18 protein-coding genes are annotated in these 23,093 nt (G+C 66.4%); all 18 read left to right on the top strand.

Annotated features, from left to right (window positions below; genetic code table 11):
- Positions 1–106: 106 nt before the first annotated feature.
- The 18 genes from mdcA (at position 107) to ACIQYU_RS12900 (ending at position 23,092) form a co-directional block, all read left to right on the top strand.
- Entirely contained in the window at positions 107–1,768 is a 1,662-nt protein-coding gene (mdcA, locus tag ACIQYU_RS12985) for a malonate decarboxylase subunit alpha (protein WP_207833326.1), read from the top strand.
- Positions 1,768–2,712 (top strand): triphosphoribosyl-dephospho-CoA synthase, encoded by a 945-nt coding sequence (locus ACIQYU_RS12980; RefSeq protein ID WP_243434207.1) that lies wholly within the window; start codon positions 1,768–1,770, stop codon positions 2,710–2,712. The genes mdcA and ACIQYU_RS12980 overlap by 1 nt, the downstream gene beginning before the upstream one ends.
- A 1-nt stretch (position 2,713) precedes the next feature.
- On the top strand, positions 2,714–3,013 hold the full coding sequence (locus tag ACIQYU_RS12975; RefSeq protein WP_207833328.1) for a malonate decarboxylase subunit delta: 300 nt from the start codon (positions 2,714–2,716) through the stop codon (positions 3,011–3,013).
- On the top strand, positions 3,006–3,854 hold the full coding sequence (locus ACIQYU_RS12970; RefSeq protein WP_207833330.1) for a biotin-independent malonate decarboxylase subunit beta: 849 nt from the start codon (positions 3,006–3,008) through the stop codon (positions 3,852–3,854). The genes ACIQYU_RS12975 and ACIQYU_RS12970 overlap by 8 nt, the downstream gene beginning before the upstream one ends.
- The gene (gene mdcE / locus ACIQYU_RS12965; protein ID WP_207833332.1) at positions 3,851–4,642 is read left to right on the top strand and encodes a biotin-independent malonate decarboxylase subunit gamma; all 792 of its coding nucleotides are present in this window, start codon (positions 3,851–3,853) and stop codon (positions 4,640–4,642) included. Before ACIQYU_RS12970 ends, mdcE begins: the two co-directional genes overlap by 4 nt.
- Position 4,643: 1 nt before the next feature.
- Positions 4,644–5,258, top strand: coding sequence for a malonate decarboxylase holo-ACP synthase (locus ACIQYU_RS12960; protein WP_207833334.1), 615 nt, complete (start codon positions 4,644–4,646; stop codon positions 5,256–5,258).
- Complete coding sequence (mdcH, locus tag ACIQYU_RS12955; protein ID WP_207833336.1) at positions 5,255–6,175, top strand: malonate decarboxylase subunit epsilon; 921 nt, start codon at positions 5,255–5,257, stop codon at positions 6,173–6,175. Before ACIQYU_RS12960 ends, mdcH begins: the two co-directional genes overlap by 4 nt.
- 201 nt (positions 6,176–6,376) lie before the next feature.
- Entirely contained in the window at positions 6,377–6,799 is a 423-nt protein-coding gene (gene madL / locus ACIQYU_RS12950; RefSeq protein ID WP_207833338.1) for a malonate transporter subunit MadL, read from the top strand.
- 2 nt (positions 6,800–6,801) lie between these two features.
- Positions 6,802–7,566, top strand: a complete 765-nt coding sequence (gene madM, locus ACIQYU_RS12945; protein ID WP_024087229.1) for a malonate transporter subunit MadM — start codon at positions 6,802–6,804, stop codon at positions 7,564–7,566.
- Positions 7,567–8,131: 565 nt separating this feature from the next.
- A complete protein-coding gene (gene mnxG / locus ACIQYU_RS12940) occupies positions 8,132–13,978 on the top strand; it encodes a manganese-oxidizing multicopper oxidase MnxG (RefSeq protein ID WP_402800195.1) in 5,847 nt (1,948 codons plus the stop codon).
- 18 nt (positions 13,979–13,996) lie between these two features.
- On the top strand, positions 13,997–15,973 hold the full coding sequence (locus tag ACIQYU_RS12935) for a YncE family protein (RefSeq protein ID WP_207833344.1): 1,977 nt from the start codon (positions 13,997–13,999) through the stop codon (positions 15,971–15,973).
- A complete protein-coding gene (locus tag ACIQYU_RS12930; RefSeq protein ID WP_207833346.1) occupies positions 15,970–16,626 on the top strand; it encodes an SCO family protein in 657 nt (218 codons plus the stop codon). Before ACIQYU_RS12935 ends, ACIQYU_RS12930 begins: the two co-directional genes overlap by 4 nt.
- On the top strand, positions 16,623–17,288 hold the full coding sequence (locus tag ACIQYU_RS12925) for an SCO family protein (protein ID WP_207833348.1): 666 nt from the start codon (positions 16,623–16,625) through the stop codon (positions 17,286–17,288). Before ACIQYU_RS12930 ends, ACIQYU_RS12925 begins: the two co-directional genes overlap by 4 nt.
- Before the next feature lie 236 nt (positions 17,289–17,524).
- Entirely contained in the window at positions 17,525–19,015 is a 1,491-nt protein-coding gene (locus tag ACIQYU_RS12920; protein ID WP_233687650.1) for an ABC transporter substrate-binding protein, read from the top strand.
- Between the two features lie 12 nt (positions 19,016–19,027).
- On the top strand, positions 19,028–19,669 hold the full coding sequence (locus ACIQYU_RS12915) for a SurA N-terminal domain-containing protein (RefSeq protein ID WP_207833351.1): 642 nt from the start codon (positions 19,028–19,030) through the stop codon (positions 19,667–19,669).
- 248 nt (positions 19,670–19,917) lie between these two features.
- Positions 19,918–20,451, top strand: coding sequence for a response regulator (locus ACIQYU_RS12910; protein ID WP_063914269.1), 534 nt, complete (start codon positions 19,918–19,920; stop codon positions 20,449–20,451).
- 60 nt (positions 20,452–20,511) lie between these two features.
- A complete protein-coding gene (locus ACIQYU_RS12905) occupies positions 20,512–22,317 on the top strand; it encodes a GspE/PulE family protein (protein ID WP_233694490.1) in 1,806 nt (601 codons plus the stop codon).
- A complete protein-coding gene (locus ACIQYU_RS12900; RefSeq protein ID WP_207833353.1) occupies positions 22,301–23,092 on the top strand; it encodes a hypothetical protein in 792 nt (263 codons plus the stop codon). Before ACIQYU_RS12905 ends, ACIQYU_RS12900 begins: the two co-directional genes overlap by 17 nt.
- Position 23,093 lies beyond the last annotated feature (1 nt).

The following is a 23,093-nucleotide window of genomic DNA, read 5'->3' as shown; positions in this document are numbered from 1 at the left end:
CAGCTAGATCGTTAACCTGGTCGTAACGATCCGCGACTGAGCTTGATTGATAGCCCAACCCCCCAGCCCTAAGGTGACCCCACGACAGCGAACCCGTGGAGTCACCATGACAACAACCAAGAATCCACCGCCGCAATGGTCCCGGCGACGCGCCGAAAAGCTGCGTCGCCTTGACCGGGTCCGCCACCTCGCCGACGGCGTGGTGCTGCCCACCGAGCGTATCGTCGAAGCCCTGGAACTGCTGCTCGCACCCGGCGACCGGGTAGTGCTCGAAGGCAACAACCAGAAGCAGGCAGATTTCCTCTCGCGCGCGCTGGCCAGGGTCGACCCGGGGCGCCTGCACGACCTGCACATGATCATGCCCAGCGTCAGCCGCGCCGAACACCTGGACCTGTTCGAACGTGGCATTGCCCGCAAGCTCGACTTCTCCTTCGCCGGCCCGCAAAGCCTGCGCATTGGCCAACTGCTGGAAGACGGCCTGCTCGAGGTCGGTGCCATCCACACCTATATCGAGCTGTACTCGCGGCTGCTGGTCGACCTGATCCCGAACGTCACTCTGGTGGCTGGCTTCATGGCCGACCGCGATGGCAACCTGTTCACCGGCCCCAGCACCGAAGACACCCCGGCACTGGTGGAGCCGGCCGCGTTCAGCGACGGTATCGTCATCGCTCAGGTCAACCAGTTGGTGGACCGCGTGGATGACCTGCCCAGGGTCGATATCCCGGCGTCCTGGGTCGATTTCGTGGTGGTTGCCGACCAGCCTTTCTATATAGAGCCGCTGTTCACCCGCGACCCGCGTCATATCAAGCCGGTGCATGTGCTGATGGCGATGATGGCCATTCGCGGGATCTACGAAAAGCACCAGGTGCAGTCGCTGAATCATGGCATTGGCTTCAACACCGCTGCCATCGAGCTGATCCTGCCTACCTACGGCGAGTCCCTGGGCCTGAAGGGCAAGATCTGCCGCAACTGGACACTCAACCCACACCCGACCCTGATCCCGGCCATCGAGACCGGCTGGGTGGAAAGCGTGCACTGCTTCGGCACCGAACTGGGCATGGAGGACTACATCGCCCAGCGCCCGGACGTGTTCTTCACTGGCCGTGATGGCTCGCTGCGTTCCAACCGCATGATGTGCCAGCTGGCCGGGCAGTACGCCGTCGACCTGTTCATTGGCGCCACCCTGCAGGTAGATGGCGATGGCCATTCCTCGACCGTGACCCGCGGCCGTCTGGCCGGCTTCGGCGGAGCACCGAACATGGGCCACGACCCGCGTGGCCGACGCCACGCGACCCCGGCCTGGCTCGACATGACCGTGCCGGAAACAATGCTCGAACGCGGTCGCAAGCTGGTGGTACAGATGGTCGAGACCTACCAGGAAGGCGGCAAGCCCACCTTCGTGGAAACGCTCGATGCCGTGGACGTGGCAAAGAAAGCCGGCATGCCGCTGGCCCCAGTGATGATCTATGGCGACGACGTCACCCACCTGCTGACCGAGGAGGGCGTTGCCTACCTGTACAAGGCCCGCAACCTTGCAGAGCGCCAGCAGATGATCGCCGCCGTGGCCGGGGTTACCGCCATCGGCCTGCGGCACGACCCCAAGGACACCTTGCGCCTGCGTCAGCAAGGCCTGGTCGCCTTGCCCGAGGACCTCGGCATCCGCCGCACCGATGCCAGCCGCGAACTGCTGGCTGCGCGCAGCATCGCTGACCTGGTCGAATGGTCCGGCGGCCTCTACAACCCGCCTGCACGGTTCAGGAGCTGGTGATGAAAGCACTCGACTTGCAACCGCATGGGCTTCTTCGCAAGCACAGGAATAGTGACGCATTTGAACATCGCACGATCCTTGTGGGAGCGGGTTTACCCGCGAAGAGGCCTGCACAGGCAACCGAATTACCCCTGGCCGACCACCTGGCCGACCTGGCCGTGGAAGCCTTGATCGACGAAGCCGACCTGTCCCCAAAGCCCGGCCTGGTCGACCGCCGTGGCAACGGCGCCCACCGCGACATGACCCTGGCCCTGATGCACGCCTCGGCCCTGGCCCTGTGGCCATGCCTGCGCAACATGGCCGAAGCCGCCAAGGCCATCGGCACCATCGGCCAGCCCCTGCGCGCCACCCTGGGCCAGCTCGGCCGCGAAGGCGAGGCGGCGATGCTGGCCGCCACCGGCGGGGTCAACACCCATCGCGGCGCAATCTGGGCCCTCGGCCTGCTGGTAGCATCCAAGGCCCTCGACACCCAGGCCGATACCAACACCCTGGCTGCCCGTGCCGGTCGCATCGCACTGTTCGACGACCCCGCCATGACCAGCCAAGACAGCCATGGCCTGCAGGTACGCCGCCGCTATGGCACTGGCGGCGCCCGCGAGCAGGCGCAACAAGGCTTCCCCGCCGTCATCGGTCACGGCCTGCCGCAACTGCAGCGCAGCCGCGCCGCCGGTGCCAGCGAGCTGAACGCCCGGCTCGACGCGCTGCTGGCGATCATGGCCGTGCTCAGCGACACCTGCGTGCTCTGGCGCAGCGGCCCGACCGGGTTGGCTGCCGTCCAGCAAGGCGCGCGTGCCGTGCTCACCGAAGGCGGCAGCGCCACACTGGCCGGGCGCCGGCAACTGCGTCGGCTGGACCAGCACCTGCTGCACCTGAATGCCTCACCGGGCGGCGCCGCCGATCTGCTGGCCGCCTGCCTGTTCCTCGACAAAGCCGGGAGCCTGTGACATGGAAACCCTGACCTTTAATTTCCCCGCCGCCGAACCGGGGCGCGGCCGCACGCTGGTGGGTTGTGTCAGCTCCGGCGACCTTGAAGTGCTGATCGAACCCGGCAGCGCCGGCAACCTGCAAATACAGGTAGTGACCTCGGTCAACGGCAGCGCTGCACGCTGGGCGCAGCTGTTCCAGCGCCTGTTCGAGGGCCGCACCTGGCCGGCGGTGAACATCGACATCCATGATTTCGGCGCCACCCCAGGCGTGGTGCGTCTGCGCCTGGAGCAAGGCTTCGAGGAGATTGCTCATGACTGACACCGAACGCTTGCTGCGTAGCCGCAGCTTTGTCGAACTGGGCGCCCGTCAGCGCGCCCGCGCCGTGCTCGACCCGGGTAGCTTCCGTGAACTGCTTGGCCCGTTCGACCGGCTGATGTCGCCGTGGCTGCCGCGCCAGGGCATCGTGCCCCAGGCCGATGATGGCGTGGTCATTGCCAAGGGCCTGCTGAATGGGCGCAACGCTGTGGTCGCTGCCATCGAGGGCGGCTTCCAGGGTGGCAGCATGGGCGAGGTGGGCGGTGCCAAGATCGCCGGCGCGCTGGAGCTGGCCATTGAAGACAACCGCAACGGCATCCCCACCTGCGCCGTATTACTGCTGGAAACCGGTGGTGTACGCCTGCAGGAGGCCAACCTGGGCCTGGCGGCGATTGCCGAAATCCAGGCGGCGATTGTCGAACTGCGGGCCTGGCAGCCGGTGGTCGGCCTGGTTGCAGGTTCGGTCGGTTGTTTCGGCGGCATGTCCATCGCCGCCGGCCTGTGCAGCCACTTGCTGGTCACCCGCGAAGCGCGCCTGGGCCTTAATGGCCCGCAGGTGATCGAACAGGAAGCGGGCATTGGTGAATACGATGCCAAGGACCGCCCCTTTATCTGGAGCCTGACCGGTGGCGAGCAGCGGCACGCCAGCGGGCTGGTCGATGCCTATGTGGCTGACGACATCGAGGCTTTGCGCGAACGCTTGCTGCAACTGCTCGACGAACCTTCAAGGGATCGTGCCAGTCAACACGCCTGGTTCCTCGAACGCCTGGCCCGGCTGGGCGATGGTTGCCCGCAACTGGATGCCGCTGCCGTGCGCGACCTTTACCAAGGAGAAGCCAAATGAACCGTGCCTTGAACTGGCTGCCGGGCCTGGCCGGCGGGCAAGCCTTGCCGGGTTATCCCGCGTCGTTGCGGGTAATCGATGGCGAACTGGACAACCGCCTGGTGCGCTTCATCGCCGTGGTCCCGGATGCTGGCAACCCGTTCCCCCGTGCGCGCTCGGGCGAAGTCGGCCTGCTGGAGGGCTGGGGCCTGGCCAAGGCCGTGAGCGAAGCGGTCGAGGCTGACCGCCAGAGGCAGAAGCGGGCGATCGTCGCGGTGATCGACGTACCCAGCCAGGCCTATGGCCGCCGCGAGGAGGCGTTGGGCATTCATCAGGCGCTGGCCGCTGCGGTGCATGCCTATGCCCAGGCGCGGCTGGCCGGGCACCCGGTGATCGGCCTGCTGGTCGGCAAGGCCATGTCTGGTGCCTTCCTGGCCCACGGCTACCAGGCCCAGCGTCTGATCGCCCTGGACGATGCCGGGGTCATGGTGCACGCCATGGGCAAGGCGGCAGCGGCGCGCATCACCTTGCGCAGCGTCGAGCAGCTGGAGGCCTTGGCCGCCGAGGTGCCGCCGATGGCCTACGACCTGGCCAGCTACGCCTCGCTGGGCCTGCTGTGGCGCCGCCTTAAGGTGGACAATGCCGAGACGCCGAGCAGCTCCGACATCGCCCAGGTACGTGCCTGCCTGGCTGAGGCGGTGCGCGACATCGGCAGCTCGAGCGATCTGTCGTCGCGGCTGGCCGGCGAAAACCGCAGTGCCTCGCGCCGCGTGCGCGAACAGCTGCGCCGTCAATGGCAGGGCGCTTGAGATGAACGCGCCAAGGCCGCACGACCTGCTCTGGGGGATGCCTGTGTCGGGCTTGCCTGCCGATGCGCCGCAGTGGGCGCAGGACGTGTTGGTCAGCGGTCAGCCGGTAGTGGTACGCCGTGCCGTCTGTGAGGGCGGTTGGGTAGCTGTCGGGTTGCGTGGTCAGAGCCGGGCGCAGCGCCTGGGTGCGTTGATGTGCCTGGCCGATATCCAGCGTCAGCAAGGCCCCGAAACGCTGCACTGGCTAGCCGAAAGCCCTTGGCCTGCGTTGCAGGCCCTGGCCTCGGTCGCGCCGGTACTGGATGCCAGTGGCCTGGCCTGGGGGCCGACAGGCGGGGTGGGGTACCAGATCGCCACGGGTATGGAGGTGGTGCACGCCGAGAGCGACCTGGACTTGCTGCTGCGTACGCCGCAACCGCTGGCCCGGGCGCGGGCACGTGAGCTGCTGGATATCCTCGATTGCGCACCTTGTCGTATCGATCTGCAGCTGGAGACCCCGGCGGGTGCTGTTGCCCTGCGTGAGTGGGCCGGTTTCGCCCGTCGCGTGCTGCTCAAGTCGGCCCATGGCCCACGCCTGATCAGTGACCCTTGGGCAGCGATGGAGCGTGCCGCATGAGCAGCCTGTTCGCCTTCCCCGGCCAGGGCGCCCAGCAGGTGGGCATGCTGCAGCGCCTGCCGGAGGGGGCCGGGCAGCTGCTGGAAGAGGCCAGTGACACCCTCGGCCAGCAGGCCCAGGCGCTGGACAGCCAGCAGGCCCTGCAGACCACCCGTGCCGTGCAGCTGTGCCTGCTGCTGGCTGGCGTGGCCTGGGCGCGCTGGCTGATGCAGCGCAGCCCCGCGCCGGATTACGTGGCCGGCCTGTCGATCGGTGCCTATCCGGCAGCCGTTACGGCGGGCGCCCTGGCATTTGCCGATGCCGTGCGCCTGGTTGCCCTGCGTGGCGAGCTGATGCAGCGCGCCTATCCGCAAGGCTACGGCATGACCGCGCTCAGTGGCCTGGACCTGGCCAGCGTGGAGCGTTTGCTGAGCGATGTGGGCGGCGAGGTGTATGTCGCCAACCTCAACAGCGAGAACCAGATCGTCATCGCCGGTAGCGATAGCGCGATGGCCGCGGTTGCCACCAGAGCACGGCGCCTGGGCCAAGGTACGGCCCGGCGCCTGGCGGTCAGCGTGCCGTCGCATTGCCCGTTGCTGGATGGTCCGGCGGCCGAACTGGCCAGTACCTTCGCCACGGTCGAGCTGCAGCGACCGCGTATCACCTACCTGAGCGGCAGCAGCGCACGGCCGGTATTCGACCCGCAGCGTCTGCGTGACGACCTGGCCGGCAACATGGCGCGGATGGTCGACTGGCGTGCCACGTTGCGCAACGCCTACGAGCGTGGCGTGCGCCTGCACCTGGAACTGCCGCCCGGCAACGTGCTCAGCGGGCTGGCCCGGCCGGTGTTCGAGCAGGGCAGGGTGGTAGCTGTTGAAGGCACCCGTTGGGACAGCCTGGATGCGCTGCTGCGCCAGGAGGTGGCCAACGATCGATGACGGCAACACCGCGGCGGATGGCACGGGCTGCGCCCGTGTTCGCGGGTAAACCCGCTCCCACAGGAATCAAACAGGGCTCAAGGTATTTGCAGTACCTGTGGGAGCGGGTTTACCCGCGAAGAAGCCAGCGCGGTGCTTGCAGGTTTACTGATGGCGAAGAACAACAACAAGCAACTTCGACACTACCTGAGGGCAACAACAATGATCATCTATGGTGTGGCACTGCTGGCGGTCTGTACGCTTGCCGGCGTCATCGTCGGCGACTTCCTGGGCGTGCTGCTGGGCGTCAAATCCAATGTGGGCGGGGTCGGCATCGCCATGATCCTGCTGATTTGCGCACGCCTTTACATGCACCGCAACGGCGGCATGAGCAAGGAATGCGAGTTCGGCGTGGGCTTCTGGGGCGCCATGTATATCCCGGTGGTGGTGGCCATGGCCGCCCAGCAGAACGTGGTCACTGCCCTGCACGGTGGCCCGGTAGCACTGCTGGCGGCGATAGGTGCGGTATTGGTGTGCGGTGCGACCATTGCCCTGATCAGCCGCAGCCACCGCGGCGAACCCCTGCCGGCGCTGGAAGCCGGCCCCGAAACCAAGGTGCAGGCTGCCCCTGCAGGAGGGCGTTGATCATGTGGCCGATCATTGACAATGCCCTGGAACATAACGGTTTGATCACTGCCTTCGCGGTGGTGGGCGCGATCATGTGGTTGTCGGTGGTGCTGTCGAAGTACCTGACCTTCGGCCGCGTGCACGGCTCGGCCATCGCCATCGTCATCGGCCTGGTGCTGGCCTGGGTCGGTGGCACCATAACCGGTGGCCAGAAAGGCCTGGCCGACATGGCGCTGTTCTCCGGCATCGGCCTGATGGGTGGGGCCATGCTGCGCGACTTCGCCATTGTCGCCACGGCCTTCGAGGTGCAGGCCACCGAGGCGCGCAGGGCCGGGATGATCGGCGCGGTGGCGCTGCTGCTCGGCACGGTGCTGCCGTTCATTGTCGGCGCGGCGGTGGCCTATGCCTTCGGTTACCGTGATGCGGTGAGCATGACCACCATCGGTGCGGGTGCGGTGACCTATATCGTCGGGCCGGTGACCGGGGCGGCGCTGGGGGCCAGCTCGGACGTGATGGCGCTGTCGATTGCCACCGGGCTGATCAAGGCGATCCTGGTGATGGTGTTCACCCCGGTATCGGCGCGCCTGCTGGCGCTGGACAACCCACGTTCGGCGATGGTGTTCGGCGGGTTGGCGGGGACGGTATCGGGGGTGACGGCCGGGCTGGCGGCGACCGACCGGCGCCTGGTGCCGTACGGGGCGCTGACAGCCACCTTCCATACCGGGTTGGGCTGCCTGATGGGGCCGTCGATCCTGTACTTCTGCGTACGTGCCCTGGTCGGTTGACGGTAAACGCAAACCTGGAAGCCGGCGCAGATCCCTGTGGGAGCTGGCTTGCCGGCGATGAGGCTGGTACAGGTAGCGACTTGTTGTTTGTGAGGTGCAGGGTGGGGGATTGGGTTAGGGCCGCCATGGGCTCGCCACCACATTGTCGGTGCCTGTGAGATCGAGCGCCGCCCGCGCGGCGCATCGCGAGCGAAGCTCGCTCCTACATCTGTTTCCGGCCAGTAACGCCTGCACCAGCGCGCGCGACCGCCTTGTTTGTTTCACACGATATCGAGGTGGACGCCAAAGGGTCGCGCACCTCTGCCTCAGGAATAATTGGCCCGAAATAGATGTAGGAGCGAGCTTCGCTCGCGATGCGCCGCGCGGGCGGCGCTCGATCTCACTGGCACTGAAAATCTTGTGACGAACACCTGCAAGCCGCCCCCCGATTCGGGGAAAACCGCTGGGGGATCCTCCCCAATCTGTTTCGTTTGCAACTGCAACCAATTGTAAATAAAAGAAATTTTCGCCTGGCATACACCTTGCTCCAGCTCCACGCAGAGATCCTGTGTCCCGGAGGTGCGGCATGTCTACGCCACTCAAAGGCCCCATCCTGTCATCACTCGTTCTGGCTTTGCTCGGCTGGCAGTCGACCAGCGAAGCGGCCGTGCAGTGCCAGCGCACCTTGGTCGCCAACGTGGTGGCGCTGGACCAGCCCCTGATGTTCAACCGCCTTGGCGCGCAAAACGCCAATGGCATGATGTTCGCCCTGCGCGAGGATGTGGTGGACGACAAGAGTGTCCCCCTCAGCATCGGCGGGGCGGCGGTACCGGGCAAGGTCACCCTGCGCCCGGACAAGCGCCCTCGGCCCATCGTGCTGCGGGTGGCCGCCGGTGACTGCCTGACGGTCAACCTGACCAACCTGCTCGACTACCAGGCCAACCCCAACAAGCACGGCATCGAGGCGCAAGAGCCTGAGGGCGAAGAGGAGGGGCCGGAGCTCGAAAATGAAGCCGCCGAAGGCTTCGTCGCTGACGAACAGGTGGCCGAGCGCATGGTCGGCTTCCAGGTCAACGGCATGCAGGCGGTCAACAGCATCGCCGACATTTCTGCCTACACCGGGCGCAACGGCAACTTCTTCGTCAGCCCCGGCAGCACCCGCAGCTACACCCTGTACGCCGAACGCGAAGGCGCCTTCGCCGCCACCAGCAAGGCCGCCACCTTCGGCGGCGAGGGCACTGCGGGGAACGTTGCCAACGGCCTGTTCGGCCAGGTAGTGGTGGTGCCCAAGCTCGGCCGCACCTACCGCAATACCCTTACCGAAGAAGAAATGCGCCTGGCCACCACCGGCCGCACCGCCACCGGCCAGCCGGTGATCGACTACGAAGCGCGCTACCCGCAAATGCAGCCCTGGATCGCCGAAGGCAAGGCCGGCAAACCGATCATTGCCATGGTCGACGGCAACGAAATCATCAACAGCGAAACCGATGCCATCGTCATGGGCCCCAACCCGGATGGCAGCTTCCCCAAATCCACTTACCCGCTGGAAAGCCTGGGCAAGCGCAACCCGGCGCTGCCCAACCGCCTGGAGGCGTTCCGTGACTTCGCCTCGCAATTCGCCGACGAGGTCGCTGGCACCCAGGCGTTCCCTGGCTACTGGGCCGACCCGGTGATGGGCCATGTGCTGGAACCCACCCGCGACTCGTTCATGATCAACTACGGTTCCGGTGGCATGGGCGCCGAAGTGGTGGCCAACCGCCTGGGCGTGGGACCGATGCACGACTGCCTGTCGTGCGCCTATGAGGAGTTCTTCCTCAGTGCGCACACTGTCGGCGACGTCGGTACCCTGGTGGACGTGCCGGCCAACGTCGGCCTGGAGCACATCCGCCCTGGCGAGGTGCCGCCGGCCAGTGCCGTCGGGGTCAAGGCCAGCATGGCCCTGTATCCGGCCGAACCTGCCAACGTGCACCACAGCTACATTGGTGACTTCACCAAGTTCCGCAACACGCACAACGGCCATGAGCAGCACATCTTCCACCTGCATGGCCACCAGTGGCTGTTCAACCCCAATGACGACAATTCCGACTACATCGATGCCCAGGGCATCGGCGCGGGGGTCGGCTACACCTACGAAATCGCCAACGGCGGTTCGGGCAACCGCAACCGGGTGGCGGGCGATGCCATTTACCATTGCCACTTCTACCCGCACTTCGCCCAGGGCATGTGGGCCATGTGGCGGGTGCACGACGTGTTCGAGGAAGGCACCCGCCTGGAGGTGAGCGGGCAGGGCGAGAATGGCTTCCACAGCACCCCGTTCGCCCTGCGCAGTGGCAAGCCGGCGGTTGGCGCCCGGGCCTTGCCCGATGGCGAGATCGTTGCCGGCACGCCGATCCCGGCCATCGTGCCGCTTCCCGGCAAGGCCATGGCGCCGATGCCAGGCAAGGTGGTGGTGGTACCGAAGCTGTCCGAAGCGCTGGTTGCCGCCAATGATGACGACGAGCCTGATGAAGACGAGGATGAAGAGCCAGCCAACCAGGTGCCGGTACGCAAGGCCATCGGCTCGCTGGCGCTGGTCGATCGCAGCGACGCCAACCGCAACGCCGACGGCACCCTGAAAAACCCTGGCTACCCGTTCTGGATCGGCGGTATGGAAAGCAGCGTGGGCAACCGTCCACCCACCCCACCACTGGACATGCTCGACCCGGCCATGGCGCGCCAGCTCAAGGAAAGCGGCAAGGCACTTTGGGCCAACCTCGACCCGAACCAGGTCGATGGCTGGGACGGTGGCCTGGGGCGCCACGCGCTGGACGGTGTATCCGCCGGAGGTGAAGCCGAAACCACCACCACCAAGCTCGATTTCACCAAGGTGGTACACAAGGCCAAGCCGATCTACCTGCCGGAAGAAGGCACCGATGTCGAGCAGGCGGCCATGCAGTTCCACGCCCTGGCCGAACACCCCAGTTTTGCCCTGATCCCGGGCAGCGAGCCGGTGGCCAAGGCGTTCCGCACCAACGGCGCCTTGCCGACTGCCGGCGCGCCGTTCTACGAGCCGTGCATGGATGACCGGGGCAAACGCCTGACCCAGTCCTCCGGGGTAGGCGAGTTCTTCAGCGGCGAGAGCCTGTCGGGCCTGAACTTCCGTGGCTCCTCGGCCTTCACCGCCGACCGCCCACGCATCTACAAGGGCGCCAACATACAGTTCGACGCGGTGTACAACAAGGTCGGCTACCACTTCCCGCAAGCCCGTATCATCGCCTTGTGGGAAGACGCCTGGCCGGTGATCACCAAGCAGCGCCCGCCAGAGCCGCTGGTGATGCGCATGAACACCTTCGACTGCACCATGTACCAGCATACCAACCTGATCCCGAACATCTATGAGATGGACGACTATCAGGTGCGCACCCCGACCGACGTGATCGGCCAGCACATCCACCTGCCCAAGTGGGACCTGACCGCTGCCGACGGCTCGGCCAACGGCTGGAACTACGAAGACGGCATTCTCTCGCCCGGCAGCGTGGTCGAGCGGATACAGGCCATTCGTGCCTATAACGGCTGCACCCAGGGCGATAGCCGCGACGGCACCGCCGCCTGCCCGCAAGCCCGGCAGCACCCGTACTTCGGCCGCTTCGGCCGGGCCGACTGGCTGGGCGCACGCACGGCCATGCAGCGTTGGTTCGCCGACCCGCTGGTCAACGTGTACAACGTCGACCGCGGCCTGGGCACCATCTTCACCCATGACCACCTTGGCCCATCGACCCACCAGCAGCTTGGGCTGTATGCCACCGTGCTGGCCGAACCGGCCAACTCCACCTGGTATCACGCCGAAACCGGCGAGAAGCTGTACAACCCGGCCACGCGCCAGGACGGAGGCCCGACCTCGTGGCAGGCGGTGATCCAGACCGGTGACCACGATGGCGACGGCAAGAACGACAGCTACCGCGAGTTCTTCCTGGAATACAGCGACTTCCAGCACGCCTATGAAGCCGGTGTGTACGTCGGTGCCGGGCCGGACGGCATTCCCAATGCCCAGTCGTACCCGGCCACCGCCGACAGCTTCCGCTACGCCATCAACCCGCCGGTGCGCGGCAAGGCGTCGAACCTGCTGGAGGCCATCGTCGAGGAACGCGGCGGCATCAACCCAGGCTGCCCAAGCCGGCCCTGCCCGCAGGCAATCTCGGTGGATGACCCGGGCATGTTCGTCGTCAACTACCGCAACGAGCCCCTGGCCCTGCGTGTGTTCGACCCGAACAAGGTCGGCCCGGATGGCAAGCGTGGCATGCAGGCCGACGGCCTGGCCGGCGACCTCAGCCATGCCCTGCAAACCCGTACCGACCGCGCCATCCCGGCGCTGAACCTGGCGCCGTCGGCGATCACCTCGGCGGTCGGCCCCACCGGCGGCACCACGCTGTTCCCGCCGCACATCAACAAGGCCGGCAGCGAACCGGGCGACCCGTTTACCCCGATGCTGCGCACCTACTCCGGCGACAACGTGCGCTTGCGCATGCACGCCGGCGGCCATGAGGAGGAGCACAACGTCACCCTGCATGGCGTGAAGTGGCTGCAGAACGGCACCGGCTATGGCAACAGTTCCAACTCGGGCTGGAAGTCATCGCAGATGATCGGTATTTCCGAGCAACTGGGCTTCATGGCGCCGGTGTCGATGATCTCCAGCTCGGCAGCCACCAATGGTGACTACCTGTATTCGCTGGATGCGGCCCTGGAAGGCTACTGGAACGGCATCTGGGGCATCATGCGCAACTACACCACGCAGCGTGCCGACCTGTTCCCGCTGCCCAACAACCCACAGCCGGTGGCCATGCGCAACACCGTGAACTTTGATGGCATCTGCCCGAAAACCACGGCCAATCCCAATGGCATCGGCAGCCGCCCCACGGTCAAGCGTAGCTACGAGATCGTCGCGGCACTGGCCAACGACATCCTCGAGAATCGCAACGGGGTCAGCATCAACGACCCGGCCGGTGTCGGCCAGCATGTCGGCGGCCCGCTCAAGGCCAACGGCGGCACCCTGGTGTTCAACAGCCGCAAGACCACCATCCCGCTGGTCAGTGGGGTAGACCCCGAAGATGGGGAACCCTTCACCATCGGTGGCCACAGCGCGCCGCTGCACGACCCGACCGCAATCCTGTATGTGCGCAAGGCCGACCTGGACGTCACCACCGGCAAGCTCAAGGCGGGCGTGCCCGTGGAGCCGCTGGTGCTGCGCGCCAACGCCGGCGAGTGCATCAGCATCACCCTGGAAAACCGCCTGCCACTGGTAATGCCGGACCTGCCCAGCACTGCGGTGATGCACAACGTGGTCAAGCGCGACCGCTTCGACAGCGAGGGGGCCACTGCCTTCGCCAACAACCTGATGCGGCCGTCCAGCCACGTGGGCCTGCATGCGCAGCTGCTGGCCTACGACATCACCAAGTCCGACGGTGCCAACGTCGGCCTCAACCCGGTGCAGACCGTGGCCCCGCGTGCCGGTACCAGCGGCGCCTGGCCGACCCGCACCTACCAGTACTATGCGGGCCACCTGGAGCGTGAAGGCAAGCCGGTGTCGCAACTGGGCCGCACGGTGGACAACATCAACACCACGGCCATCGAGTTCGGCGGCCTCAACCTGACCCCGTCGGACTTCATCAAGCAGCCGCAGAAAGGCCTGGTGGGTGCCATGAGCATCTTGCCGCAGACCGCCACCTGGACCGAGGACACCGCTACCCGTGCCCAGGCCACGGTCAAGGTCACAGGCCAACCGGACTACCGCGACTTCGTCACGGTCTGGCAGCGTGCGCTGAACATGCGCTGGGCCGATGGCCGACCGGTGGAGGGCATCAATACCGAAGGCAACGGCGCCACCGGCGACCCGCAGGACAACGGCAACATGGCAGTCAACTACAAGACCGAACCCCTGTGGCTGCGCTTCGGCATGGCCCCCGACTCGCCATTCGGCCGCGCCGCTGGCCTGGGCTTTGGCGATGTGCCCAACGCCCATATGGCCTATGCCAACGCCCTGGTCGGTGGCGATCCGCAAACCCCGGTGCTGTACGCCAAACCTGGCCAGCCCGTGCGTAACCACATCGTGATGCCCAGTGGTGGCAGCCGCGGCATGGTCTACCAGCTGGATGGCCACGTCTGGCCACTGCACAACTACCAGGCCGAGAAGAATGACGTTGACGGCTACCCGCTGAGCCTGCCCGGCATCGGCTCGGTGCGCTTCGGCTACAACCCGATGGCCATGTTCATCGGTGCCCAGGAAAGCGTGCTGCCGGCGGCGCACTTCAGCTTCATGCTGCCGAGTGCCGGGGGCGCCAACGCGGTGACAGGTGACTACCTGTTCCGCGACTACGCCGCCTACGGCAACCTCTCGGGGCTGTGGGGGATCTTGCGGGTGACCAATGAAGCGCCACCGGCAACGGCCCCGGCGCAGTGACGGAAGGGGTGTGCGAGCATGAACAAGAAGACTCGCCCTGCTTACTTGGGGGTAGCACTGGGAGTTGCGCTGATCGGCCTGGGCGTGGCGTATGAAAACCTTTGGTGCGATCCGCGTGAGCTGTTGCAGGAGTCTGCCGACCCGCAGGCCTTGCACCGGCTCAGCCGGGACGGCGTGACCGTGGAGTTCGAGGCCCGGCCGCTGGCGGGGGGCGAGTTGCAGGAAGGCAGTTTCGCCAACATCCGTTTCAAGGTCAGCGACCAGGCCAGTGGCCAGCCGCTGTCGGGTATGGCCCCGGGGGCGTGGATCGACCCGACGCAGTCGGCCCCGGAGGGCGACCGCGACCAGAGCTGCAAGGCCCGTGTCGCGCTGTTCCTCAAAAGCAGCATCGGCGCCCGGCCGTTGCTCGACCTGAACAGCTACTTCCTGTTGATGATGAACAAGGACGCCAGCCTGACGGTAATCGACCCGACCGTATCGGTGGGGGGCGTGACCAGCACCCTGGCCCGCATCGACCTGCCTGGGCGGCCCATGGACTGGGTGGCCACCGGTGACGACAAACAGGTGTTCGTGTCCATCCCCGAGCGCGGCAAGGTCTCGGTGATCGACACCGAAACCTTCACCCGCGTGGCTGACCTGGACGCCGGTGACCAGCCGCTGCGCGTGGCCCTGCAGCCGGACCAGCACCGGTTGTGGGTGGGCAACAACAGCAGTGATCCGGCCAAGGGCGGCGTAACGGTGATCGATGTGCCGGGGCGCAACACCCTGAAAACCTTCAACACCGGCAGCGGGCACCACGAAATCGCCTTCAGCGCCGACTCGCGCTACGCCTATGTCAGTAACCGCGACAGCGGCACCCTGAGCGTCATCGACATCCCGGAAATGCGCCTGGTCAAAACTATCAAGGTTGGCCCGCACCCGCTGTCGGTCAGCTATTCGGCGCTGTCCCAGGCGGTGTACGTGGTCGATGGCGAGGAGGGCAGCGTGCGGGTGTTCGATGCCCGCAACCACCAGCTGCGCCACATGGTCCAGGCGGAGCAGGGCCTGGGGCCGATGCGCTTCAGCAGCGATGGCCGCTACGGCATCGTGCTCAACACCCTGGAGAACCAGGCCCTGGTGATCGACGCCAGTACCGACAAGCTGATCCACCATATCCCGGTAGCGGCCGAACCCTACCAGCTGACCTTCACCAAGGGCTATGCCTACGTGCGCGGCCTGGCTTCGCCGAAGGTGAGCATGATCAACCTGGCCAGCCTGGGCGAAGGGCGCTCACCGATCGTCCAGGGCTTCGAGGCCGGCCCGGCGGCGCCACGCCAGGCCGGTGACCTGCCGCTGGCCCAGGGGCTGTCGGTGTCGCGTGACGACAATTCGGTGTTCGTGGTCAACCCGGTGGACAACACCACCTACTTCTACGCCGAAGGCATGAACGCGCCGATGTCCGGCTACAACAACCGTGGCCACCAGGCCCGCGCCGCCATCGTCGTCGACCGCAGCCTGCGCGAGCTGGCGCCGGGCGTGTACGGCTCGACGGTGAAGATGCCCGCGGCCGGCAAGTTCGACGTGGCGTTTCTGCTCAACCAGCCGCAGATCATCCACTGCTTCAGCACCGACGTGGCCGAAGCGCCGAATGCCGGCAAGCGCAAGGGCGCGCACGCCGAGTTCATCGGCCTGGACCGGCCGTTGGCGCAGCACAGCTCGATTACCGCCCGGGTGCGCATTGTCGGCGACGACGGCCTGCCGCGCCTGGGCCTGAGCGACCTGAGCCTGCGCTACTTCCTGGCGCCTTCGTCGATGCCGCGCAACCTGCAGCTGGAGGAGGTGGGCGAGGGCATCTATCAAGCGGCCCTGACCCTGCCCGAAGCCGGCGCCTGGTACCTGCATGTGCAGTCGCCGTCGCTGGGGCGCAGGTTCGCCGAAGAAAACTACACCAGCCTGCGTGTCCTGCCGGCCACAACGTCCAACGCTTCCGAGACTGACGTGAGGAATCTGCGATGAACGCCAAGCATGCTTGCAAACTGTTGGCCCTGAGCCTGGCCTTTGCCAGCAACCTGGCCCTGGCCCATGGCGGCCACGACCACAACGGCCACGCCGAACAGCCGCCGGCGGCGCGCCAGGAAAAGGCCAGCGTGCGTTTTGCCGATGTATCGTTGCTGAACCAGGACGGCATGCCGGTACGCCTGGAAAAAGACCTGGTGGGCGACCACCTGGTGGTCATGGGCTTTATCTACACCAGTTGCACCACGGTGTGCCCGGTGGTGTCCTCGATCATGGGCAAGGTCCAGCAGCAACTGGGTGGCCGGGTAGGGCAAGAGATTCATCTGGTGTCGATCAGCGTCGACCCGCAGCGTGACGACGCCAAGCGCCTGCAAGACTACGCCAAGGCTTTCCAGAAGGGGCCGGGCTGGAGCTGGCTGACCGGCACGCCGTACGCCATCAGCGAAACCCTCAAGGGCCTGGGCAGCTTCAGCGCCGACCTCAGCCAGCACCCGCCGCTGATCCTGGTGGGTGACGGGCGCACCGGGCACTGGACGCGCTACTACGGGTTTACCGACCCGGCTGTGCTGATCGACGAAATCAACCGCCTGGGCGCCCGCCGGGTGCATGCCAAGAGCACGGCCATTGCCGACCATCACGAGGTGCAACCATGAGCCAGGTAAGCTCCCGCCGCGTCGGGATGCGCGGTTTTGACTGGCTGGTGCTGGGAGGCTGCCTGTGGATCCTCGCTTCGGTGGCGTTCGCCCATGAGGGCCATGCCCCGCAGGCGCCCGAACCGCAGCCGGCACCGCAGGCGATGACCAGTGGCGGCGGCACCCGCGATGCCCGGACCTGGTTCACCGACACTGTGGTGAAGGACCAGAACGGCCGCGAGCTGCGCTTCTACAGCGATGTGCTCAAGGACAAGGTGGTGATGCTCAACGTGATCTTCACCCACTGCACCGACGCCTGCCCGCTGATTACCCGCAAGTTGCGCGAAGTCCGTGAGGCCATGGGGCCACAGCTGGCCAGCCAGGTGACCTTCGTGTCGATCAGCAGCGACCCGCTCAACGACACCCCCGAGGTGCTCAAGGCGTTTGCCGAGAAGCAGGGCGTGGATGGGCCCAACTGGTTGTTCCTGACCGGCGACAAGGCCAATGTCGACCTGGTGCTTGGGCGCATTGGCCAGTTCCTGCCCAGCCCCGAGCAGCATTCCACACAGCTGATTGCCGGCGATGTGGCCGGCAAGCGCTGGAGCAAGATCCGCCCGGATGCACCGCCCGCGGCGATTGCCCAGCGCATGCAGTTGCTGGCCCTGCCTTTGGCAGACCGGTGAGTATCATGCGATCCCTGCGGCATTGGCCTCTGTGGCATCTGCCACTCTGGGAACTCCCTTTGTGGATGCGGTCTTTGTGGGAGCGGCCTTGCGTCGCGAAAGGAGCGCCAAGCGCTCCCCGTTTTCTGGGCTGGTGCAACTATCGCTGGGGCTGCTGCGCAGCCCTTTCGCGACGCAAGGCCGCTCCCACAAAGACCGCTCCCACAGGGCTTGCGATCTGGTTGGCGTTGCTCGGCATGGCACCCTTTTTTTCTGCCTTTGCCCTGGACCTGACCGAACATGAACAAGCCGGCAAACGCCTCTACCGCGAGGGCGTCTCCAGCAGTGACGCACAGCTGCAAGCCCGGGTCGGCGCCAGCGACATGACGGTCCCCGCCAGCGTGCTGCCCTGCGCCAGCTGCCACGGCAACGATGGCCGCGGTCGTGCCGAAGGTGGTGTGCGGCCACCCAGCCTAGACTGGCAGCGCCTGGCGCAAGGCCAAGGCGAACGCGAAAGCAACGGCCGCCGCTACCCGGCATACACCGACAGCAGCCTGGCCCGGGCCATTCAGCAAGGCGTCGACCCGGCCGGCAATCGCCTGGACCCGGCCATGCCGCGCTTCGAGCTGACCCTGGCCGACCAGCGCAACCTTACGGCCTACCTCAAGCGCCTGGCCCAGGACCGCGACCCTGGCGTGGAGGAGGGTGTGCTGCGCCTGGGTACCTTGCTGCCGGCGTCTGGCCCGCTGGCCGAGGCCGGGCAGGTGGTGCGTGCGGTGCTGGAAGACGGCCTGGCGCAGCTCAACCAGCAGGGCGGCATCCACGGGCGACGCCTGGAACTGGTAGTGCTCGACCCGGGCTTCGACCCGGCCAGCGCCGAACGGGCGCTGCAGCAGTTGCTGGAGCAGGAGCAGGTGTTCGCCCTGATCGCGCCATTGGCGCCCATGCTCGACCAGCGCCTGACAACCTTGCTGGCGCCACAGAATGTACCGCTGATCGGCAGCACCCCACATAGTGGCGGCAGCGTACAGATCTTTGACCCCTTGCCCGGCTTGCCCGCGCAACTGCTGAGCCTGGCAGGTCACGCCCGTGCGGCGTTGGGCCTGGCAGCGGGCGACCTGCGTGTGGTGTATGCCGGCAATGAGCAAGCGGCGTTGGCCGAGCAAGTGCGCGAACGCCTGCTTCAGCAGGGCTGGGCACTACCCGCCGTCCAGGTCTTTGCTGGCCAGGTAGTGGACGGGCAGGGCATTGTCTTCCTCGGCCGTGCCCAGGCCTTTGCCGAATTGGCCTCGGCGCTGCATGCAGCTGGCCGCCAGCCGTACCTGTTTGCCGCCTCCAGCCAGGTGACCAGCGCCGTGGCGCACTTGCCCGAGGCGTGGTCGCAACGGGTGTTCCTGGCGTATCCCTACGTGCCCGAGGACTGGACCGGGCAGGGCCTGGCCGCGCTGGCCGGCCTGCAACAGCGCCAAGGCCTCGACCCACGCCAGGCGTCGTTGCAGGTCAACACCCTGTGCGCCCTGCGGCTGTTGAGCGAAGCGTTGAAGCAGACTGGCCGTGACACCAGCCGCGAGCAGCTGATTGCCGCGCTGGAAGGCCTGCATGATGTGCCCACCGGCCTGACCCCGGCCTTGGGCTTCGGCCCCGGTCGCCGCCAGGGCATGGCCGGTGCCCATGTGGTGGCGGTGGCCCTGCCCGGGCCGCGCTTCACCGCGGTCACCCCCTACCGGCCAGTGCCGGACAGCCCTTGAGCGGAGGTTGCCATGCGTGTTCTGTTGTTGTGCCTGTTGCAGGTATTGGCCAAGGCAAGCTGGGCCGATGTGGCGGCGGCGCGGGTCAACGGTGTGGAGATCGAAGTGGCGCGCCTGGAGCGCTATTTCAGCGAGTACCTGGACGCCCAGGGCCGCACGGTAGCCAGCATCCGCAACCCGACGCTGTACAAGCGCCTGCGCGACCAGGCCCTGGATGAACTGATCGACAAGGAGCTGTTGTGGCAGGAGGCCCAGCGCCGCGGCATAGCCATCAGCGACGAGCAGGTGTCGGCGCATGTCGGCGAAGTCGAGGCCGCGTCTGGCAGCCCGGCAATTTTTGAACGGCGGCTGGCGGAAGCGGGTTTCGATAGGGCACAGTACAATGACTACACCCGGCACGAGCTGGCCGCGCAGCAGGTGTATGCCCTGCTCAGCGCGGTCGCCGCGCCCAGCCAGGCCGAAGTCGAGGCATTCTATGATGCCAACCGGGAAACCCTGCAAGGAGCGCAGCAACAAAGTGACAAGCCTTCGATCATACGCGAACAGGGGCTGGTCCTGGCCAGGGCCACACTCATCGGGCAGCGGGAGGCGCAGGCGCGCCAGTCCGTGCGCCAACGTTTGCGTGCGTCCGCTACCGTGGAGATTGCCGACTGAGGCCCGTGATGGCGTTTCCCCAATGCTGGGGAATAAAGAAATGGCAGTGTGCCATCATTTTCCCCGCATATGGGGAACCGGGCGGGTGTGCCTGCCCGCCGCCTTACGGGTGTTGATCGGCGCCCTTGGTAAATCAATGACTTACAGTGGTGCAGCATGACTATTCACGCCTGGCACGAAGCCTGCTCAAGCCTGTACAGGGGCGCACTTCGCAAACCGGGTAACCGGGCAGTTCTTGGGAGTCGACCTTGGTGAACAGAGTATTGGTAGTCGATGACGAACAGACTCTTGCGCAGAACCTGCAAGCGTACCTGCAGGCGCAAGGCCTGGAAGTTCATGTTGCCCACGACGGTGCCAGTGGTATCGAACAGGCTGCAAGCCTGGCACCGCAAGTGATCGTGCTGGATTACCGCTTGCCCGACATGGAGGGTTTTCAGGTTCTGGAGACCGTACGCAAGAACAGGCAGTGCCACTTCGTGCTGATTACCGCCCACCCCACCGTCGAAGTGCGTGAGCGGGCCGCCGAACTGGGTGTGAGCCATGTCCTGTTCAAGCCGTTCCCGTTGGTGGAACTGGCCCGTGCAATCTTCGACCTGATGGGCATCGAGCGCCGGCGCAGGGCCACGGACAACCCGGCTGAAGGGTTTGTCGAACGACGCCAGAACAGGAACGAATCGTTCCCCCTGCAGTTGTACGATGGAAGCTGGGTTTTGGCCGACCGCCGCCGTAATGGCGCCAAGCCCCCAGGGCCCGACGACGATCAACTGCTCACAGGGGAATAGCGGCGCCCGCACCCCTGGCCGAGCCAGCCTGCGACGCGCCCCTGAGCGGAGTCGCAGGCCATGCCAGAAGCATTCGATGCAACCCAGGAAGCTCTACCGCCTGCACCGGCCTCTTCGCGGGTAAACCCGCTGCCACAGGTACACTGCAATCTTGAAGGCAGCGGGAATCCTGTGGGAGCGGGTTCACCCGCGAAAGGGCCAGCTCAGGCCACAGAACATTCAGCCTACCCCCGCGACCTTTTGGCCCAGGCCCGCCTGCAAACCAGCGACGAACGCCTGCTCACCCGCCTGGAACAGCTGGCCTGCGACACCCCCGATACCTTCACCCAGCGTCTGGGCCTGACCCTGCATTACCCGGTGCTGGACAGCCAATCGCTGCTGGCCAGCACCCCACGCTTCGACAAGGTCAGCCTGGCGATGTGCCTGAAGCGTGAATTCGTGCTGATCGAGCAGGGCGGTCAACTGCTGGGCGTGTTCGCCGACCCCTTCGACCACGCCCGCCTGGCCTGGGTCGACGATGTGCTGCAAGGCGCACCGCTGTACCTGGCCCATGCCGCAGACCTGGCCACCTTCCTGGCCCGCCACGAAGAAAGCTTCCACGCCGTGGACGCCCTAGACCACGACACCGAAGCCAGCAGCGAAAGCGACCCGCTGCAACGTCTGTCGCTGGCCAGCATCAGCGAGGACCAGAGCCGCGTGGTCAAGCTGGTCAACTCCACCCTGTACGACGCCCTCAAGCTGCACGCCAGCGACATCCACCTGGGCATGACCGGCCAGGGCCTGACCATCAAGTACCGCATCGACGGCGTGCTCAACGGCGCTGGCAAGGCCAGCGGCAGCGCCTTCGCCGACCAGGTGATCTCGCGCATCAAGGTAATGGCCGAGCTGGACATCGGCGAAAAGCGCGTGCCCCAGGACGGCCGTTTCAAGGTTGCCGTGGGCGACCGGCAAATCGACTTCCGGGTATCGATCATGCCCAGCATCTTTGGCGAAGACGCGGTGCTGCGGGTACTCGACAAGCAGGACCTGTCCGACCGGGTCAGCGGCGTGCAGCTGCAGGCCCTGGGCTTTGCCGAGGAAACCCTGCGCGCCCTGCGCCGGCTGGCGGCCGAACCCTACGGCATGATCCTGGTCACCGGCCCCACCGGCAGCGGCAAGACCACCACCCTGTACGCCATGATCAGCGAGATCAACCACGGCGTGGACAAGATCATCACCATCGAGGACCCGGTCGAATACCAGCTGCCCGGCGTCCTGCAGATCCCTGTCAACGAGAAGAAGGGCCTGACTTTCGCCCGCGGCCTGCGCTCGATCCTGCGCCACGACCCGGACAAGATCCTGGTCGGCGAAATCCGCGATCCGGACACCGCGCAGATTGCCGTGCAGTCGGCGCTCACCGGCCACCTGGTGTTCACCACCATCCACGCCAACAACGTGTTCGATGTGATCGGCCGCTTCAGCCAGATGCAGGTCGACCCCTACAGCTTCGTTTCCGCGCTCAATGCGGTGTTGGCCCAGCGCCTGATCCGCCTGGCCTGCCCGCACTGCGCGACTCCGTGCGAAGTGGATGACGAAACCCTGTATGGCGCGGGCCTGACCCGTGAGGGCGTGGCTGGCTGGAGGTTCGTCCGCGCCCAGGGCTGCGGCCAGTGCCGCGGCAGTGGTTACCGCGGCCGCAGCGCCATCGCCGAACTGCTGCACCTGGACGACGACCTGCGGCAGATGATCGTCGAGCGCCGCCCCCTGTCGCAGATCAAGACCCTCGCCTGCCAGCGCGGCCTGCGCTTGCTGCGGGCCTCGGCCCTGGACCTGGTCCGTGATGGCCGTACCACCCTCGAGGAGATCAACCGTGTCACATTCATCTGATCGTGGCTCTTATAGATACAGCGCCGTACTCGGTGCCGAAGGTGTAGGCCTGGGTAGCTGGCACGCCAACCACCACCAGTGGCTGGGCAGCCGTGACTTCACCTGTGATGCCGCCCAGCCGGCCTGGGAAGCCGCCGTCGACGCCCTGGCCACGTTGCTGGCCGAGCATGCCGTGCGCGGTGCCCAGTTGCGGGTGCTGCTGTCGGCCCGCTACAGCCGGTTCTGCCTGGTGCCCTGGAGTGATGCCATCAGCCACCCGCGCGAACTGGATGCCTACGCCCGGGCCTGCTTCGAAAACCTCTACGGTCAGCCGCTGGACGACTGGCGCATCGTGCTCTCGCCCGAGCCGGCCGGTGCCGCACGCATCGCCACGGCGCTGCCCGAAGCCCTGCTGCAGCGGCTGCAGGCGCTGGGCCGGGAAAGCCACCTGAGCCTGCGCTCGGTGCAGCCGTACCTGATGGCTGCCTACAACCGCTGCTCGGCACAGCTGGAGCAGGGCGACTTCCTGTTCGTCCTGGCCGAACCGCGCCGCAGCGTGCTGCTGCTGGCTGCCGGGGGGGCCTGGCAGCAAGTGCTGGCGCAAGGCTGCGCCGATAGCGACCAGGCCCTGCAAGCACTGATCGAGCGTACTTGCGAGCTGTACGGCGAGCACCTGCCACGGGTCTACCTGCATGCCCCGGGCCGGGGCGACGTGCCGCAACTGGCGGCGGTGCAGCTGTGCCAGCCGGCCACCGACGCCGACCCGCTGTGCGCCATGTGGCGGGCGGTGGCCTGAC

It is taken from the genome of Pseudomonas sp. NPDC096925 (assembly GCF_044762545.1).
Lineage (GTDB): Bacteria > Pseudomonadota > Gammaproteobacteria > Pseudomonadales > Pseudomonadaceae > Aquipseudomonas.
This window is presented reverse-complemented; position numbering and strand designations above follow the sequence as displayed.